General features: G+C 72.7%; 15 protein-coding genes. 2 read left to right on the forward strand and 13 right to left on the reverse strand.

What is annotated here, in order from left to right; translation table 11 throughout:
* Positions 1 to 28: 28 nt before the first annotated feature.
* From ACFY0I_RS27510 to ACFY0I_RS27560, 11 genes are all read right to left on the reverse strand, one after another.
* The gene (locus ACFY0I_RS27510; protein ID WP_388900868.1) at positions 29 to 760 is read right to left on the reverse strand and encodes a siderophore-interacting protein; all 732 of its coding nucleotides are present in this window, start codon (positions 758 to 760) and stop codon (positions 29 to 31) included.
* A 260-nt stretch (positions 761 to 1020) separates the two neighbouring features.
* Positions 1021 to 2535, reverse strand: coding sequence for an Asp-tRNA(Asn)/Glu-tRNA(Gln) amidotransferase subunit GatB (gene gatB, locus ACFY0I_RS27515; RefSeq protein WP_388900869.1), 1515 nt, complete (start codon positions 2533 to 2535; stop codon positions 1021 to 1023).
* Between the two features lie 16 nt (positions 2536 to 2551).
* A complete protein-coding gene (locus tag ACFY0I_RS27520) occupies positions 2552 to 2797 on the reverse strand; it encodes a hypothetical protein (protein ID WP_388900871.1) in 246 nt (81 codons plus the stop codon).
* The gene (gene gatA / locus ACFY0I_RS27525) at positions 2794 to 4302 is read right to left on the reverse strand and encodes an Asp-tRNA(Asn)/Glu-tRNA(Gln) amidotransferase subunit GatA (protein WP_388900873.1); all 1509 of its coding nucleotides are present in this window, start codon (positions 4300 to 4302) and stop codon (positions 2794 to 2796) included. Before gatA ends, ACFY0I_RS27520 begins: the two co-directional genes overlap by 4 nt.
* 5 nt (positions 4303 to 4307) lie before the next feature.
* Complete coding sequence (gene gatC / locus ACFY0I_RS27530; protein ID WP_281206952.1) at positions 4308 to 4604, reverse strand: Asp-tRNA(Asn)/Glu-tRNA(Gln) amidotransferase subunit GatC; 297 nt, start codon at positions 4602 to 4604, stop codon at positions 4308 to 4310.
* Positions 4605 to 4709: 105 nt separating this feature from the next.
* Entirely contained in the window at positions 4710 to 6911 is a 2202-nt protein-coding gene (locus tag ACFY0I_RS27535) for a putative bifunctional diguanylate cyclase/phosphodiesterase (protein ID WP_388900875.1), read from the reverse strand.
* 388 nt (positions 6912 to 7299) lie between these two features.
* Positions 7300 to 9501, reverse strand: a complete 2202-nt coding sequence (gene ligA, locus ACFY0I_RS27540; protein ID WP_388900876.1) for an NAD-dependent DNA ligase LigA — start codon at positions 9499 to 9501, stop codon at positions 7300 to 7302.
* Between the two features lie 30 nt (positions 9502 to 9531).
* Complete coding sequence (locus ACFY0I_RS27545; RefSeq protein WP_388900878.1) at positions 9532 to 10515, reverse strand: methionine synthase; 984 nt, start codon at positions 10513 to 10515, stop codon at positions 9532 to 9534.
* Positions 10512 to 11201: an SDR family oxidoreductase gene (locus ACFY0I_RS27550; RefSeq protein ID WP_388900879.1), complete on the reverse strand. Its 690-nt coding sequence runs from the start codon at positions 11199 to 11201 to the stop codon at positions 10512 to 10514. The genes ACFY0I_RS27545 and ACFY0I_RS27550 overlap by 4 nt, the downstream gene beginning before the upstream one ends.
* A 125-nt stretch (positions 11202 to 11326) precedes the next feature.
* Positions 11327 to 11671 carry a DUF1330 domain-containing protein gene (locus ACFY0I_RS27555; RefSeq protein WP_388900881.1) on the reverse strand — a complete coding sequence of 115 codons (345 nt, stop codon included), beginning with the start codon at positions 11669 to 11671 and terminating at the stop codon, positions 11327 to 11329.
* 97 nt (positions 11672 to 11768) lie between these two features.
* Positions 11769 to 12839, reverse strand: a complete 1071-nt coding sequence (locus ACFY0I_RS27560; protein WP_388900882.1) for a GlxA family transcriptional regulator — start codon at positions 12837 to 12839, stop codon at positions 11769 to 11771.
* Positions 12840 to 12970: 131 nt separating this feature from the next.
* Here ACFY0I_RS27560 and ACFY0I_RS27565 point away from each other — a divergent pair, with 131 nt between their 5' ends.
* Complete coding sequence (locus ACFY0I_RS27565; RefSeq protein ID WP_388900884.1) at positions 12971 to 13894, forward strand: NADP-dependent oxidoreductase; 924 nt, start codon at positions 12971 to 12973, stop codon at positions 13892 to 13894.
* Between the two features lie 69 nt (positions 13895 to 13963).
* Here the strand turns inward: ACFY0I_RS27565 and mnmA are convergent, their stop codons facing one another.
* Positions 13964 to 15094, reverse strand: coding sequence for a tRNA 2-thiouridine(34) synthase MnmA (gene mnmA / locus ACFY0I_RS27570; RefSeq protein ID WP_388900886.1), 1131 nt, complete (start codon positions 15092 to 15094; stop codon positions 13964 to 13966).
* 68 nt (positions 15095 to 15162) lie between these two features.
* Here mnmA and ACFY0I_RS27575 point away from each other — a divergent pair, with 68 nt between their 5' ends.
* Complete coding sequence (locus ACFY0I_RS27575; RefSeq protein WP_388900887.1) at positions 15163 to 15834, forward strand: N-acetylmuramoyl-L-alanine amidase; 672 nt, start codon at positions 15163 to 15165, stop codon at positions 15832 to 15834.
* Positions 15835 to 15900: 66 nt separating this feature from the next.
* On the opposite strand, the gene ACFY0I_RS27580 is transcribed toward ACFY0I_RS27575, so the two are convergent.
* Complete coding sequence (locus ACFY0I_RS27580; RefSeq protein WP_388900889.1) at positions 15901 to 17064, reverse strand: cysteine desulfurase family protein; 1164 nt, start codon at positions 17062 to 17064, stop codon at positions 15901 to 15903.
* Between the last annotated feature and the right edge of the window lie 24 nt (positions 17065 to 17088).

Raw genomic sequence — 17088 nt, forward strand, 5'->3', positions numbered from 1 at the left:
GTCGGCGGGCGCCGCCGGGATCCGCGCCTCAGGCGGCGCGCCAGTACCCCAGGCTGTTGACCCGCTGCTTCGGCAGGGCCAGGTCCTTGCGCAGGTACGCCGTCAGGGCGCGGGTGGTCGCGGTGTCGCAGGCCATCCACACGTAGGCCGAGCCCGGATCGGCGACCAGCTCGGGCAGTTCGGCCCGGACCCGGTCGGCGAGCGCCGTTCCGCCCCGCTCCACCCGCCGGACGTCGTGCCGGCCGGTGTCGATCCGCAGCGGCAGGTCCACGTCCGAGGCGTGCTGCGTCTCGAACCAGACGGTGGCCGGGGTCGCCGGGTAGGCGTCCAGCAGGGAGTTGATGGCGGGCAGGGAGGCCGGGTCGCCGATCACCAGCAGCCGCTCGGGCGCCGGGTCGGGCGCGGTGAAACCGGTGCCCTGCACGGTGGCTTCGACGGTGTCACCGGGCGCGGCGCCGCGCGCCCACCGGCTGGCGAGCCCGTCGTGCAGGGCGAACTCGAACGCGAAGGTGCCGGTGGCCGGGTCGGGGTCGACGAGGGTGTACGCCCGCTGGTGCGGTCGGCTGCCGCCCTCGAACCAGACCCGGACCCACATGGTCGGGTGGAGGGATTCCCCGGCGGCCGCGAGCAGCCCGCCGTCGGTGAAACGGATCCGCCGGAAGTGCTCGGTGACCTGCTCGACCTCCGTCACGGTGAACGTGAAGTCCTTGCCCCGCAGCAGCTTGAGGACCATGCCCTCCCAGCCCTTGCCCACAGCCATGTCCGCCCACCCCTTCACCCGACACCCCTTTGGTTAGGTCACCCTAACCCACCCCTCCGAAACCACACGGCCCCGTACGCCGACCCTCCCGCCGGGAGGGTCGCTCGGGCCGTGTTGGGTGTGGTGGGACGGGCTCGGGGCGGGGACGCGGAAGGGCCCCGCACCCCCTGATCGGGGTGCGGGGCCCTTCCGGCCGTACGTGCGGACCTGCTTGCGGCCGTACGCGTGGCGCGGGCCGTGGCCGGCGCCGTCGTGGGGGCTCAGCCCTCGGTGACGCCGAGGCGTTCGAGGATGAGTTCCTTCACGCGCGCCGCGTCGGCCTGGCCGCGGGTGGTCTTCATGACCGCGCCGACCAGGGCTCCGACGGCGGCGACCTTGCCGCCGCGGATCTTGTCCGCGATGGCCGCGTTGCCCGCGATGGCCTCGTCCACGGCCGCGCCGAGCGCGCCCTCGTCGGAGACGACCTTCAGGCCTCGCTTGTCGACGACCTCGTCCGGGGTGCCCTCGCCGGCGAGGACGCCCTCGATGACCTGACGGGCCAGCTTGTCGTTGAGCGAGCCGTCCGCGACCAGCGCCGCGACCCGGGCCACCTGCGCCGGGGTGATCGGCAGCTCATCGACGACGACGCCCTGCTCGTTCGCGTTGCGCGCCAGCTCGCCCATCCACCACTTGCGCGCGGCGGCCGAGTCGGCACCCGCCTCGATCGTGGCGACGATGGAGTCCACCGCGCCCGCGTTGAGGATCGACTGCATGTCGTGCTCGCTGACGCCCCACTCCTCGCGGAGCCGGTTGCGGCGCACGCGCGGCATCTCGGGCAGACCGGCGCGCAGTTCCTCGACCCAGGCGCGGGCCGGGGCGACGGGCACGAGGTCCGGCTCCGGGAAGTAGCGGTAGTCCTCGGCGTTGTCCTTGATGCGGCCGGCCGTGGTGGAGCCGTCCTCCTCGTGGAAGTGCCGGGTCTCCTGCACGATCGAGCCGCCCGACGAGAGCACCGCCGCGTGGCGCTGGATCTCGAAGCGGGCCGCCCGCTCGACGGAACGCAGGGAGTTGACGTTCTTGGTCTCCGAGCGGGTGCCGAACTCCGACTCGGGGGTCGGACGCAGCGACAGGTTGACGTCGCAGCGCATCTGGCCCTTGTCCATGCGGGCCTCGGAGACGCCGAGCGCCTTGATGACCTCGCGCAGCTCGGCGACGTACGCCTTGGCGACCTCGGGGGCCCGCTCGCCCGCGCCCTCGATCGGCTTGGTGACGATCTCGATGAGCGGGATGCCGGCGCGGTTGTAGTCCAGCAGGGAGTGGGACGCGCCGTGGATGCGGCCGGTGGCACCGCCGACGTGCAGCGACTTGCCGGTGTCCTCCTCCATGTGGGCGCGCTCGATCTCCACGCGGAAGATCTCGCCGTCCTCCAGCTGTACGTCGAGGAAGCCGTTGAAGGCGATCGGCTCGTCGTACTGGGAGGTCTGGAAGTTCTTCGGCATGTCCGGGTAGAAGTAGTTCTTCCGGGCGAAGCGGCACCACTCGGCGATCTCGCAGTTCAGCGCGAGACCGATCTTGATGGCGGACTCGATGCCGATCTCGTTGACGACCGGGAGCGCGCCGGGCAGACCGAGGCAGACCGGGCAGGTCTGCGAGTTGGGCTCGGCGCCCAGCTCGGTCGAGCAGCCGCAGAACATCTTGGTCCTGGTGCCGAGCTCGACATGGACCTCCAGGCCCATGACGGGGTCGAACGAGGCGAGAGCGTCCTCGTACGACAGGAGTTCGGTGAAGGTGGTCACGGTGAAACTTTCCCTCTCAGCCCAGCAGGACGTCGTCGTCGCCCAGGCGCTTCAGCTCGCGGTACAGGATCGCGAGGCCGGTGACGATGGCGGCGGCGGACACGGCGGCGTCGACGAGCTTGAGCACGTCGTGCTCGGAGCGGGCCTTCTTCACCTGCTTCAGCACGCTGAGCGCGCCGAAGGCGGTGGTGCCGATCGACAGGTAGGTGCCGGTCTTGGACTTCTTGAAGCCCTTGGCCTTGGACAGTGCACTGGTGCTCACAGCGACGGTGCCTCCTCAAGCAACGGGTGACCCCAGCGCTCGATGAAGGCGGCCTCGACGGCGGCACCGACCTTGTACAGCCGGTCGTCCTTCATCGCCGGGGCGATGATCTGGAGCCCGACCGGGAGACCGTCCTCCGGTGCCAGGCCGCAGGGCAGCGACATGGCGGAGTTGCCGGCCAGGTTGGTCGGGATGGTGCACAGGTCCGCGAGGTACATGGCGAGGGGGTCGTCGGAGCGCTCGCCGATGGGGAAGGCGGTGGTCGGGGTCGTCGGGGAGACGATCACGTCGACCTGCTCGAAGGACTTCTCGAAGTCCTTCGTGATGAGCGTGCGGACCTTCTGGGCCGAGCCGTAGTACGCGTCGTAGTAGCCGGAGCTGAGCGCGTACGTACCGAGGATGATGCGGCGCTTGACCTCGTCGCCGAATCCGGCTTCGCGGGTCAGGGCGGTGACGTCCTCGGCGGACTTCGTACCGTCGTCGCCGACGCGCAGGCCGTAGCGCATGGCGTCGAAGCGTGCCAGGTTCGAGGAGCACTCGGACGGCGCGATGAGGTAGTACGCGGCCATCGCGAGGTCGAAGGAGGGGCAGTCCAGCTCGACGATCTCGGCGCCGAGCTCGCCCAGGAGCGCGACGGACTCGTTGAAGCGCTGGACGACGCCGGCCTGGTAGCCCTCGCCGGAGAACTGCTTGACGACACCGACGCGCATCCCGGCGACGGAGCCGTTGCGGGCCGCCTCGACGACCGGCGGGACCGGCGCGTCGATGGAGGTGGAGTCGAGCGGGTCGTGCCCGGCGATGACCTCGTGCAGCAGGGCCGCGTCCAGGACCGTGCGGGCGCAGGGACCGCCCTGGTCGAGGGACGAGGAGAACGCCACCATGCCGTAGCGGGAGACGCCGCCGTACGTGGGCTTCACGCCGACGGTGCCGGTGACGGCGGCGGGCTGGCGGATGGAACCGCCGGTGTCCGTGCCGATGGCGAGCGGGGCCTGGAAGGCGGCCAGCGCGGCGGCGGAGCCGCCGCCGGAGCCGCCGGGGATCCGGGTGAGGTCCCACGGGTTGCCGGTGGGGCCGTAGGCGCTGTTCTCGGTGGAGGACCCCATGGCGAACTCGTCCATGTTGGTCTTGCCGAGGATGACGACGTCGGCTTCCTTCAGCTTGCGCGTCAGGGTGGCGTCGTAGGGCGGGATCCAGCCTTCGAGGATCTTCGAACCGACGGTGGTCGGGACCCCGATGGTGGTGAAGATGTCCTTGAGGGCGAGCGGTACGCCGGCCAGCGGGCCGAGCTCCTCGCCCGCCTCGCGCTTGGCGTCGACGGCGCGGGCCTGCGCGAGGGCGCCCTCGCGGTCGACGTGCAGGAAGGCGTGGACCTTCTCGTCCGTCGCCTCGATGCGGGCCAGGTGTGCCTCGGTGACCTCGACGGCCGTGAGTTCGCCGGAGGCGATCTTCGCGGCGGTCTCGGCGGCGGTGAGCTTGATGATGCTCAGGATGTTTTCGGTGGTCATGGTGATTAGTCCTCCCCCAGGATCTGCGGCACCTTGAAACGCTGCTGCTCCTGGGCGGGAGCGCCGGAAAGCGCCTGCTCGGGGGTGAGCGACGGGCGGACCTCGTCCGCGCGCATGACGTTCGTCAGCGGCAGCGGGTGGGAGGTCGGCGGTACGTCTTGGTCGGCTACCTCGGAAACGCGGGCGACCGCGCCGATGATGTCGTCGAGCTGTCCGGCGAAGTGGTCCAGCTCATCGCTGGCCAGCTCAAGACGTGCCAGCCGAGCGAGGTGAACGACCTCCTCGCGCGTAATGCCAGGCATGCGGCGATCCTCTGGGGTTGGAGTTCTGGGCGTAGGGCCCAATCCTAGAGGGCGGCGCTGCCCGGCATCGACTCACATGGTCACCTCGCCGGTCCCGTCACCTGGTCACGAGGACTGCGGCTCCGCGGCGGCCGCGGCCGCGGCGAGCTCGGCGTCGATGTCCGCCGGGCGGCGCCAGCCGCGCTCACCGCGGGCCAGCAGCCACGCGGTGGCCTCCTGCGGCGGCATCGCGGCGGCCACCAGCCACCCCTGTACGGCGTCGCAGCCCAGGTCGCGCAGCCGCTCCCACGTCTCGTCGTCCTCGACGCCCTCGGCGACGACGAGCAGCCCCAGGGAGTGCGCCAGGTCGACGGTGCACCGGACGATCTCCGCGTCCTGGGCGTCCACGGCGAGCCGGGCGACGAAGGAGCGGTCGATCTTCAGCTCGCTGACGGGGAGGCGGCGCAGGTGCACCAGCGAGGAGTAGCCGGTGCCGAAGTCGTCCAGGGACATCTTCACGCCGTGCCCGGTCAGTCCGGCCATGGTGTCGGCGGCCCGCTGGGGGTCCTCCAACAGGACGTGTTCCGTTATCTCCAGCTGCAGGCCGCTCGCCGGCACCCCGTGCCGGGCGAGGCGGGCGGCGACGGCGCCGGCGAAGCCCGGGGTGTGGACGTCGCGGGGCGACACGTTGACGGCGACGGGCACCTTGAGGCCCTGGGCGCGCCAGCGCGCGACCTGGGCGAGGGCCGTCTCCAGGACGTACTCGGTGAGGTGCGGCATCAGTCCGGAGGTCTCGGCGATCGCGATGAACTCGTCCGGGGGGACGCGTCCGCGCTCCGGGTGCACCCAGCGCACCAGGGCCTCCAGGCCGGCGACCTGTCCGTCGAAGCGGACCTTCGGCTGGTAGTGGAGTTCGACCTCGCCGGCATCCAGGGCGCGCCGCAGGTCGCCGAGGAGGCCCAGGCGGTCGGGGGTGTTGCTGTCCCGCTTGGACTCGTAGACCTCCACGCCGGTGCGGTCGCGCTTCGCCTGGTACATGGCGACGTCGGCCCGGCGCAGCAGGCCCTCCGCGTCCAGGGCGTGGTCGGGGAAGACCGCGAGTCCGGCGCTGGCCTCCAGGACGAGGGTGAGGCCGTCGAGGTCGAGCGGGGAGCTGAGTTCGGCGACGAGGTGGCGGGCGACCCGCTGGGCGCTGGTGGTGGAGTCGGCGACGGGCAGCAGTACGGCGAACTCGTCGCCGCCGAGCCGGGCCACTTCCGCGTCCTGGGGCAGGGCCTGGCGCAGCCGGTCGGCGATCTGGAGCAGCAGTCGGTCCCCGGCCAGGTGGCCGAGGGTGTCGTTGACCGCCCGGAAGCGGTCGAGGTCGATCAGCACGAGGGCGGACCGGGTGCCCAAACGTTCAGCCTCATCGAGGGCCGACCAGGCGCGTTCCAGCAGCCACTGGCGGTTCGGCAGCCCGGTCAGCGGGTCGCGCAGCTGTTCCTCGGCCCGGGCCCGGGCGATCCAGAGGGTGGAGTCGAGGGCGATGAGCGGTACGGCGAACAGGGGCAGCAGCACCGGCTGGCTGACGGCGACCACGCAGATCAGCGGGGCGATGCCGAGGAGCGCGGCGGCGACCAGGGCCTGCCGGAGCAGGGCGGTGCGGGCGACGGTGGGCAGCCCGCCGCCGCGGGGCGCGAGCGAGCACCAGAGCAGCAACCGGGTGACCGCGAGGTAGGACACGGCGACGAGGACGACCTCGGGGACGTCGGCCAGGCCCCAGGTGCCGGGCAGCCAGGGCTCCTCGACGTTGGGCGTGTCGTCGAAGGCGGTCAGGACGAGGGCCCCCGCGCCGATGCCGAGGATGTCGACGCAGCCGTGGAGCAGTCCCTGGCGCCAGCGGTGCCGGCGCGCGGCGCCGACCAGGGTGACCACGGCCAGTGAGACGAGTCCGGCGGGGACCCAGCCGTAGAGGAGGAGCACGCCGAGGGTGAGGGCGGCGCCCGAGCCGGTGCCGCCCCACCAGCGGTCCCGGCCGAGGGCGACGAGGTGGCCGACGATGACGCCGGTGAGGAGGGCCAGTGCCCAGCCCACGCGGCCCCCGGGGAAGAGCGCTTGACGGTTCGTCAGCGTGGAGACGATGCCGCCGGCGAGGACCACCGCGGCCATGCCGATGACCACCAGGGGCAGCACGGTGCGCCGTTGTCCCCGGGTTCCGCCGCCCGTACCGGTGTCGAGGGGGCGGGTCTGCGGCGTTCTGGCGCCCAGGAGACCGAGCCGGCCCGTCCGCACGGGCGGGGGTTCCCCGCCGAACTCAGGTGACGGGTCGGCGCTTTCGGTGGGTTTCATGCCCGTCCCTCTCACAGCCGGCGATGCCGATGTCACGCGATGGCCCCGATGTCATGCCATCACGGCCGCGATCGCATCCAGGCAGCCGTGCACGACAGGCGCACCCCACAACAGTAGGACGCGAGAGGCACCCAGGGGCAGCGGTCGGCAGTGGTTGCCCGAATGCGACCCAGCCATCCTCATCAGTACGGTATCCGCCGAACGGGTGAGTTTGGACCAGGCCCCCCGTCGCCATTCCGATGATCCGACAGCCCACCCCGCCACGGCCAGGCCTGTACCGGCCGTTTACCACCGGGTGCCGCGCCGGGCGTGCGCCCGCCCGTACGGCCGCACGCCATGCATCCGTTCGCCTCCGACGCGCCCTTCGCGGCGGCTCCCGTGTGGGTTACTACTCCGCCGCGGCCCCGTCGTCCAGGGGGAGCGCGGCTTCGCGTGCCGCCTCGGCCCCCTGTTCGAGCAGCACCTCGAAACCGGCGTCGTCCAGGATGGCCAGTTTCAGCTGCACGGCCTTGTCGTACTTCGATCCGGGATTGTCGCCGACCACCACGAACGAGGTCTTCTTCGACACCGATCCGGTGACCTTGGCGCCGCGGCTCTGCAGGGCCTCCTTGGCACCGTCGCGGGTGTGGCCCAGAAGGGTCCCGGTGACGACCACGGTCAACCCCTCCAGCGGACGCGGGCCCTGCTCCTCGGCCGAGCCCTCCTCCTCCATGCGGACGCCGGCCTCCCGCCACTTGCGGAGGATCTCCTGGTGCCAGTCGACGGCGAACCACTCCTTGAGGGAGGCCGCGATGATCGCGCCGACGCCCTCCGTGGCCGTCAGCTCCTCCTCGGAGGCCTGCTCGATGCGCTCGATGGAACGGAACTCGCGGGCGAGGGCCTCCGCCGCGACCGGGCCGACGTGACGGATCGACAGGCCGTTGATGATGCGGGCGAGCGGGCGCTCCTTGGCCGCCGCGATGTTCTCCAGCATCGCCAGGGCGTTCTTCTTCGGCTCGCCCTTCTGGTTGGCGAAGACCGTGACGATCTTCTCCTCGCCGGTCTTCGGGTCCCTCTTGGGCAGTCCGCTGTCCGCGTCGAGGACGTACGCCTTGATGGGCAGCAGCTGCTCGATGGTCAGGCCGAACAGGTCGCCCTCGTCCAGCAGCGGGGGCGTGGCCGGCTCCAGCGGGCCCGTCAGGGCGGCGGCCGCGACCATGCCGAAGTTCTCGATGTCCAGGCTCTGCCGGCCGCCGAGGTAGAAGAGCCTCTCGCGCAACTGGGCCGGGCAGGTCTGCCCGTTGGGGCACCGGACGTCGATGTCCCCTTCCTTCATCGGCCGCAGCGGCGTCCCGCACTCGGGGCACTCGGCCGGCATGACGAACTCCCGCTCGCTGCCGTCGCGCAGGTCCACCACCGGGCCGAGGATCTCGGGGATGACGTCGCCCGCCTTGCGCAGCACGACGGTGTCGCCGATGAGGACGCCCTTGGCCTTGACGACCTCCTGGTTGTGCAGGGTCGCGAACTCGACCTCGGAACCCGCCACCGTGACCGGCTCGACCTGCGCGTACGGGGTCACCCGCCCGGTGCGCCCGACACCGACCTTGATGTCGATCAGCTTGGTGTTGACCTCTTCGGGCGCGTACTTCCAGGCGATGGCCCAGCGCGGGGCGCGGGCGGTGGAGCCGAGCCGGCCCTGGAGGGCGATCTCGTCGAGCTTGACGACGACGCCGTCGATCTCGTGCTCCACCGAGTGCCGGTTCTCGCCGAAGCGGGTGATGAACTCCCGCACCTCGGCGAGCGTGGAGACCACCGCGTTGTGCTGGGCGGTGGGCAGGCCCCACTCGCGCAGCAGCTCGTACGCCTGCGACTGGCGCTCGATGTCGAAGCCCTCGCGCGCTCCGATGCCGTGCACGACCATGTGCAGCGGCCGGCCGGCGGTCACCTTGGGGTCCTTCTGCCGCAGCGATCCGGCCGCCGCGTTGCGCGGGTTGGCGAAGGGCTTGCCCTCCGCCTCGACGAGCCGCGCGTTGAGCTCCTCGAACTTCTCCATCGGGAAGAAGACCTCGCCGCGGATCTCGACGAGGGCCGGGATCCGCTCGCCCTTCAGCCGGTCCGGGATCTCGGCGATGGTGCGGACGTTGGGCGTGATGTCCTCACCCGTGCGGCCGTCGCCGCGGGTGGCGGCGCGGGTGAGGCGGCCGTTCTCGTAGGTGAGGTTGACGGCGAGGCCGTCCACCTTCAGTTCGCACAGGTAGTGGTAGTCGGAGGTGTTGGCGTCCCGGGCCACGCGCTCGGCCCAGGCCGCCAGTTCCTCGTCGTCGAAGGCGTTGTCGAGGGAGAGCATCCGCTCCCGGTGCTCGACGGAGGCGAAGTCCGTCGCGTACGCCCCGGCCACCTTCTGGGTGGGCGAGTCGGGCGTACGGAGCTCCGGGTACTGCTCCTCCAGCGCCTCCAGCGAGCGCAGCAGCGTGTCGAACTCGGCGTCGCTGACGACCGGCTGGTCGTTCACGTAGTACCGGAAGCGGTGCTCCTCGACCTGCTCGGCCAGCAGCGCGTGCTGCTCACGCACCGCTGTCGGTACTGCCATGTCCTGCTGTTCGGCTGCCATGCCGTGTCCTCCCGTGGCCCGTCCCGACCGTCACTCAGGGTTGTCGGCGAGCGACCTCGCCGCCCTGACGCAATGGGCCTGCGCCGCGCGGGCGTAGGCGGGCGAGGCGCCCGCCAGTCCGCACGAGGGAGTGACCACGACGGACTCGGCGAGAGTCCCCGGAGCCAGCCCCAGCCTGCGCCAAAGCATCCTGACACCCATGACGCTACCGCCCGGGTCCGACAACGCGGCGTCGGTGCCGGGCACCACTCCGGCGAAGAGTTTCAGGCCGCCCTCGACGGCTTCCCCGAGGGCGTCGTCCTCGCGCTCGGTGAGCAAGGAGAAATCGAACGAGACGCCCGCGGCGCCGGCCCGCCGCAGCAGCCCGAAGGGGACCTCGGGGGCGCAGGAGTGGACGACGACCTCGCCGTCGTGGACGGCGAAGAGCTCGCGCAGGGTGCCTTCGACGACCTGCCGGTCGACGGCCCGGTAAGTGCGGTAGCCGCTCGCCGAGCGGACCCGACCGAGGAGGACGGAGGTGAGCGAGGGCTCGTCGTACTGGAGGACGATCTCGGCGCCGGGGATGCGCTTGCGGACGTCGGCCAGGTGCTCGCGCAGGCCCTCGGCGAGGGAGGCGGCCAGGTCCCGGCAGGCTCCGGCGTCCTGCAGCACGGCCTCACCGCCGTGCAGTTCGAGGGCGGCGGCCAGCGTCCACGGTCCGACGGCCTGGACCTTGAGCTTCCCGCGGTAGCCCTGGGTGAATTCCTCCAGGGCGTCGAGGTCCTCGCCGAGCCAGGAGCGGGCGCGGCGGGTGTCGCGGCCCGGACGGTCGCTGATGCGCCAGCCGCTCGGCTCGACGTGGGCGTACAGGTCGACGAGCAGCCCGAGGGAACGGCCGATCATGTCCGCGCCGGGCCCGCGGGCGGGCAGCTCGGCGAGGTGGGGGAACTCCTCGAAGGAACCGGTGACGGTCTTGGCGGCCTCCCGGGCGTCCCCGCCGGGCAGCGATCCGACACCGGTGGCGCTCGCGGTCATCGGCCGGGCCTGACGGACAGGTCGTTCACCTCGGCGTCGCGGGGCAGGTCGACGGCCATGACGATGGTGGTGGCCACCGACTCGGGGTCGATCCAGGCTGCGGGGTCGTAGTCCTTGCCCTCCTGCGAGTGCACCTTGGCCTGCATGGGGCTCGCGGTGCGCCCGGGGTAGACGGAGGTGACGCGGATGCCGTGCTCCTTCTCCTCGGCCCGCAGCGAGTCGGCGAGGGCCTTGAGGCCGTGCTTGGAGGCGGCGTACGCGCTCCAGTCTGCGTGGGCCGTCAGGCCGGCGCCGGAGTTCACGAAGACGATGGTGGCCTTGGAGGCCCGCAGGGTGGGCAGCAGCAGCCGGGTGACCTCGGCGGGGGCGATCAGGTTGACGTTGAGCTGCTGGTGCCAGGTCTTGGGGCGGAGCTCGCCGACGGGGCCGAGGTCGACGATTCCCGCGATGTGCAGCAGCGAGTCGATGCGCTCCGGGATCGGCTGCTTGGAGAAGGCCCAGGAGAGGCGGTCGGGGTCGGCCAGGTCTCCCACGAGGGTCCGCGCGCCGGGGTGGAGCTCGGCGAGCTGCCGGGCCCGACCGGCGTCACGGGCGAGGAGGACCAGGTCGTCGCCGCGGGCGTGGAGGCGGGCCGCGACGGCGGCGCCGATGCCGGAGCCGGCGCCGGTGATGAGATGAGTAGGCATACGGGCCATGCTCGCACCCCCGAGGGGGGCGCCCGCCCCACCGGCCGGAACCCGGCGGTGGCGGGCGGCGGGACGGCGGGGAGGCGGGCCGTGGGTCCTGTGGGGGCGGGCCCGCCCCCACGGGGTCAGAGGCCGGCTTCGGCGCGGAGGGCGGCGGCGGTCTTCCGGGCGTCGTAGTCGGCGGGGACTCCCTCGACCAGGACGACCTCGCCCGCGATGTGGGCCGTGCGCAGCGGCAGGATCGCCTGGTAGCCGGGCGAGGCGTACCAGGCGCGGGCCCGCTCGATGTCCGGGAAGCCGATCATGACGACGGTGCCGGGGAAGGGGCCTTCCAGGACCTCGACCTCGGCGCCGTGGACGAGGAAGCGGCCGCCGAAGGGCTCCACGGTCGACTGGATCTCCTCGATGTAGCGGAGGATGTCCTCGTTCACGGGCTCGGGACGTATGTGGGCGATGGCGTACGCGGTCATGGTGCTCTCCCCTGTCAACGGGCCCGCGGTTCCCGGGCCGTCGGCTCCCATCCTGCCCCGCGGGGCACCCCCCGTGTCGATGACCTCCCAGGTCATGTCAGGTCGCGGCGACGGCCGCCGCGAGGTGGGAGGGCTCGGCCGGGCCGTGCGGGTGGAAGGTGCGGCGGTAGGCGATCGGGGAGACGCCGAGGGCCGCGCGCATGTGCTGGCGCAGGGAGTTGGCGGAGCCGAAGCCGGCGCGGTGTGCCACGAGGTCGACCGGCAGGTCGCTGGACTCCAGCAACTGCCGCGCGATCTCCAGGCGTTGGGCGGTGAGCCACTGCACGGGGGTCATGCCGACCTCGTCGCGGAAGCGCCGGGTGAAGGTGCGCAGGCTCATCCGGGCGTGGGCGGCGAGTTCGGCGAGCGCGATGGGTTCGGCGAGGCGCTCCAGGGCCCACGCCCGGGTGGCCGTGGTCGTGGCGACGGTGGGTTCGGGGACGGGCCGGTCGATGTACTGGGCCTGCCCGCCGTCCCGCCACGGCGGTACGACGCACATCCGGGCGGCCCGGTTGGTGATGGCGGCGCCGTGGTCGCGGCGGACCAGGTGCAGGCACAGGTCGACACCGGCGGAGACTCCGGCGGAGGTCAGGACGTCTCCGTCGTCGACGAAGAGGACCTCCTCGTCGACCAGGACCCGGGGATAGGCGCGGCGGAATTCGGGGGCGAGGTTCCAGTGGGTCGTCGCGGGCCGGCCGTCGAGGAGCCCGGCGGCGGCGAGCACGTAGGAGCCGCTGCAGATGGAGACCAGGCGGGTGCCGGGGCGGATGCCGGCGATCGCCGCGGCCACCTCGGGCGGCAGCGGCCCGCCGAGGGCCAGCTCGGGCATCGCGTGGGTGGGCGGGATGATCACCGTGTCGGCGGCGGCGAGGGCCTCGGGCCCGGCGACGGGCTGGATCGCGAAGCCGGAGTCGCTCGTCACCGGGCCGCCGTCGGCGGTGCAGACGACGACCTCGTAGAGCTCGTCGCCGTGCTCGTCCACGGCGCTGCCGAAGACCCGGGAGGGGATCCCCAGCTCGAACGGCGGAAAGCCGGGCAGGGCGAGGACGGCGACCAGGTGGCGGCCGTCCGTGCCGCTGCGCCCGGTCGGTGCCCCGGATGTCGTCGGTTCCGTACGCGCCTCACTCATGGCCAGATCCTGTCACACAGTGGCCGGACGGCCAACACCGTCGGGCCTCGCGCTGGCCGAATCTGGAACACGTCGCCGGGAAACGGAACGGCCCGGTACGACACCAATCGGATGGAACGAGGCGGACAGTCATGCGCGCGATGGTCGTGAACGAGTGGGGCGGACCCGAGAACCTGGTCGAGCGGGAGGTCGAGCGCCCGGAGCCGGGCCTGGGCGAGATCCTGGTCCGGGTCCACGCGGCCGGCGTGAACCCGGTCGACTGGAAGACCCGCGCCAGCGGGGCCCTGATCGCCTGGGGCGAGACCCCGATCCTGGGCTGGGACGTCTCCGGCACCGTCGAGGCGGTCGGCCCCGGCGTGACCCTGCACCGCGCGGGCGACGAGGTCTTCGGGATGCCGCTCTTCCCGCGGCAGGCGGGCGGCTACGCCGAGTACGTGGTGGCCCCGGCCCGGCACTTCGCCCGCAAGCCCGCTTCCCTGGACCACGTGCAGGCGGCCGCGCTGCCGCTGGCGGCGCTGACCGCGTGGCAGGCGCTGGTGGACACCGCCGGCGTCACGGCCGGTCAGCGGGTCCTGGTGCACGCGGCGGCGGGCGGCGTGGGCCACCTGGCGGTGCAGATCGCCAAGGCGCGCGGCGCGTACGTCATCGGCACCGCGAGCGCCGCCAAGCACGAGCTGCTGCGCGGGCTGGGCGCCGACGAGCTCGTCGACTACCGGGAGCAGGACTTCACCGAGGTGGTCTCCGAGGTGGACGTGGTGATCGACGCCCTCGGCGACGGGACCGCGGAGCGCTCGCTGAAGGTGCTGAAGGCAGGCGGTCACCTGATCTCGCTGCCGGGCCCGGACTCCGTCCCGGCGGACGCCGGCGCCGCGCGTGCCGTGTGGCTGCTGGTCGAGCCCGACCTGGGGGGCCTGGAGGGCATCGCCGCCCTGGCCGACCAGGGGCTGCTGAAGCCCGTGGTGGACACCGTGCTGCCGCTGGAGCAGGCCGCGAAGGCCCACGAGATCGGCGAACTGGGCCGCACCACCGGCAAGATCGTCCTGACGGTGGCCTGACCCGTAGGACCCGCGGCGGCCCGTACGGCCACGCGGCCCCGACGACCGGACGACCCGTACCGCGCCGCCTCAGACGGTGGCCGCGGCCCGGGTCGTCGTCGCGATGGTGGCGGAGCCGACGACGCGGGTGCCGTCGTAGAGCACGATCGCCTGGCCGGGGGCCACACCGCGGACCGGCTCGGTGAAGGCGACGCGCAGCTCGCCGTCCACGAGCTCGGCGAAGACCTCGGTCTCGCCGCCGTGAGCGCGCAGCTGCGCGGTGTAGGTACCGGGGGCGGCGGCCGTGGAGCCGCACCAGCGGGGTCGGATCGCGGTGAGCGCGCTGACGTCGAGGGCCTCGACGGGTCCGACGGTGACGGTGTTGTTCACCGGCGAGATGTCGAGGACGTAGCGGGGCTTGCCGTCGGCGGCGGGATGGCCGATGCGCAGGCCCTTGCGCTGGCCGATGGTGAAGCCGAAGGCGCCCTCGTGGGTGCCGACCTTCTCCCCGGTCTCGTCGACGATGTCGCCCTCGGCCTTGCCGAGGCGGTTCGCGAGGAACCCCTGGGTGTCGCCGTCGGCGATGAAGCAGATGTCGTGGCTGTCGGGCTTCTTCGCGACGGCCAGACCGCGCTCCTCGGCCTCGGCGCGGATCTCCTCCTTGGTGGTGAGGGTGTCACCGAGCGGGAAGAGGGCGTGGGCGAGCTGCTTCTCGTCGAGCACGCCGAGGACGTACGACTGGTCCTTGGCCATGTCGGAGGCGCGGTGCAGCTCGCGGGAGCCGTCCTCGTTGAGGACGACGGTGGCGTAGTGGCCGGTGCAGACGGCGTCGAAGCCGAGGGCCAGGGCCTTGTCCAGCAGCGCCGCGAACTTGATCTTCTCGTTGCAGCGCAGGCAGGGGTTCGGGGTGCGGCCGGCCTCGTACTCGGAGATGAAGTCCTCGACGACGTCCTCGCGGAAGCGCTCGGCGAGGTCCCACACGTAGAACGGGATGCCGATGACGTCGGCGGCGCGGCGGGCGTCCCGGGAGTCCTCGATGGTGCAACAGCCGCGGGCCCCGGTCCGGAAGGACTGCGGGTTCGCGGAGAGCGCCAGGTGGACGCCGGTGACGTCGTGCCCGGCTTCGACCGCGCGGGCGGCGGCGACGGCGGAGTCCACGCCGCCGGACATGGCGGCCAGGACGCGAAGGGGACGGGCGGTGCGCGGCAGGTTCTCAGTCATAGCACCGTCCAGGGTACGGGGAACCGAGCGGGGCCACGGCGCGTTATCGGCTGTGGGGGGTGGATCACATGACGGAACAGGCGGACAAGGCCGGGAAACCGGCGCGCAGGACGCGCAGGGCGGTGCTCTTCGGCGGCCTCGGCGTGCTCGCGGCGGCGGCGGTCGTCGGGCGCGAGGAGATCGGCCGGGCCTGGTGGCTGATGCCGGGGGTGTCCAAGCCCCGCAAGGAGGGCGAGCTCGACCACGTGGGCGCGAGTTGGACGGCGGCGTCGCCCGCGAACTGGCGGCTGGCCGACCGGCCGGACGACTACCGGGTGGACCGGATCGTCGTGCACGTCACACAGGGTGGGTTCGCCTCCTCGGTGGACGCGTTCAAGAACCCGTGGCACAAGGCGTCGGCGCACTACATCGTGCGCCAGGACGGCCACATCGAGCAGATGGTGCGCGAGCTGGACGTCGCCTACCACGCGGGCAACCGCTCGATGAACGAGCGCAGCGTCGGCATCGAGCACGTGGGCTTCGTGCACCGGCCGCAGGACTTCACGGACACGATGTACGCGGCCTCGGCGAAGCTGGCGGCGGATGTCTGCCGGCGCTACGACATACCCGTCGACCGCGAACACATCGTGGGCCACTCCGAGGTGCCGGGCGCCGACCACACGGACCCGGGCCGCTACTGGGACTGGGACCGCTACATCCGCATGACCGCCGAGGCCCTCGCCGCCACGCCCAAGGGCTGAGGCGCGACCGGGCCCCGCGCCGGGCGGAGGGAACCGTGGCCCGACGCCCCACCGCGGGCCGGTGGGTCAGCTGAGGCCGGCCGTGCGGGCGCGGGCGACCGCCGGGCCGATGGCGGCGGCGACCGCGGCGACGTCCTCCTTGGTGGAGGTGTGGCCGAGGGAGAACCGCAGCGTGCCGCGGGCCAGCTGCGGGTCGGTGCCGGTGGCCAGCAGGACGTGGCTCGGCTGGGCGACGCCGGCGGTGCAGGCGGAGCCGGTGGAGCACTCGATGCCCTGCGCGTCCAGGAGCAGCAGTAGGGAGTCCCCCTCGCAGCCGGGGAAGCTGAAGTGGGCGTTGGCGGGGAGCCGGTCGTCGGGGTCGCCGCCGAGGACGGCGTCGGGGACGGCCCGCAGCACGGCGCCGATCAGTTCGTCGCGCAGGGCGCCGACCTCCGCCGCGAACCGCTCCCGCCGCTCGGCGGCGAGTACGGCGGCGACCGCGAAGGCCGCGACGGCCGGTACGTCGAGGGTGCCGGAGCGGACGTGCCGTTCCTGCCCGCCGCCGTGGAGCACGGGGACGGGGCTCTGGTCACGACCGAGCAGCAGCGCGCCGATGCCGTAGGGGCCGCCGATCTTGTGCCCGCTGACGGTCATGGCGGCGAGGGCGCTGTCGCCGAAGCGGACGTCGAGCTGCCCGAAGGCCTGGACGGCGTCCGAGTGCAGGGGGATCCCGTACTCGCGGGCGATCGTCGCCAGTGCGCGGACCGGCATGACGGTGCCGATCTCGTTGTTGGCCCACATGACGGTGGCCAGGGCCACGTCCTCGGGGTCGCGTTCGACGGCTTCCCGGAACGCCTCGGGGCGCACGCGTCCGTGCCGGTCGACGGGCAGGTACTCGACGCGCGCGCCCTCGTGCTCGGCGAGCCAGTGCACGGCGTCGAGGACGGCGTGGTGCTCGACGGGGCTGGCGAGGACCCGCGTGCGGACGGGTTCGGCGTCGCGGCGGGCCCAGTACAGGCCCTTGACGGCGAGGTTGTCGGCCTCGGTGCCGCCCGAGGTGAACACCACCTCGCTCGGCCGGGCTCCGAGGGCTTCGGCGAGGGCCTCGCGGGCCTCCTCGACGGTGCGGCGGGCGCGGCGGCCGGCGGCGTGGAGGGAGGACGCGTTACCCGTGGTGGCGAACTGCGCGGTCATCGCCGCAGCGGCCTCCGGCAGCATCGGGGTGGTGGCGGCGTGGTCGAGGTAGGCCATGATCCCCCGATTCTACGAGTCCCC

The sequence above is a fragment of the Streptomyces sp. NPDC001568 genome (genome assembly GCF_042893755.1).
GTDB lineage: Bacteria > Actinomycetota > Actinomycetes > Streptomycetales > Streptomycetaceae > Streptomyces.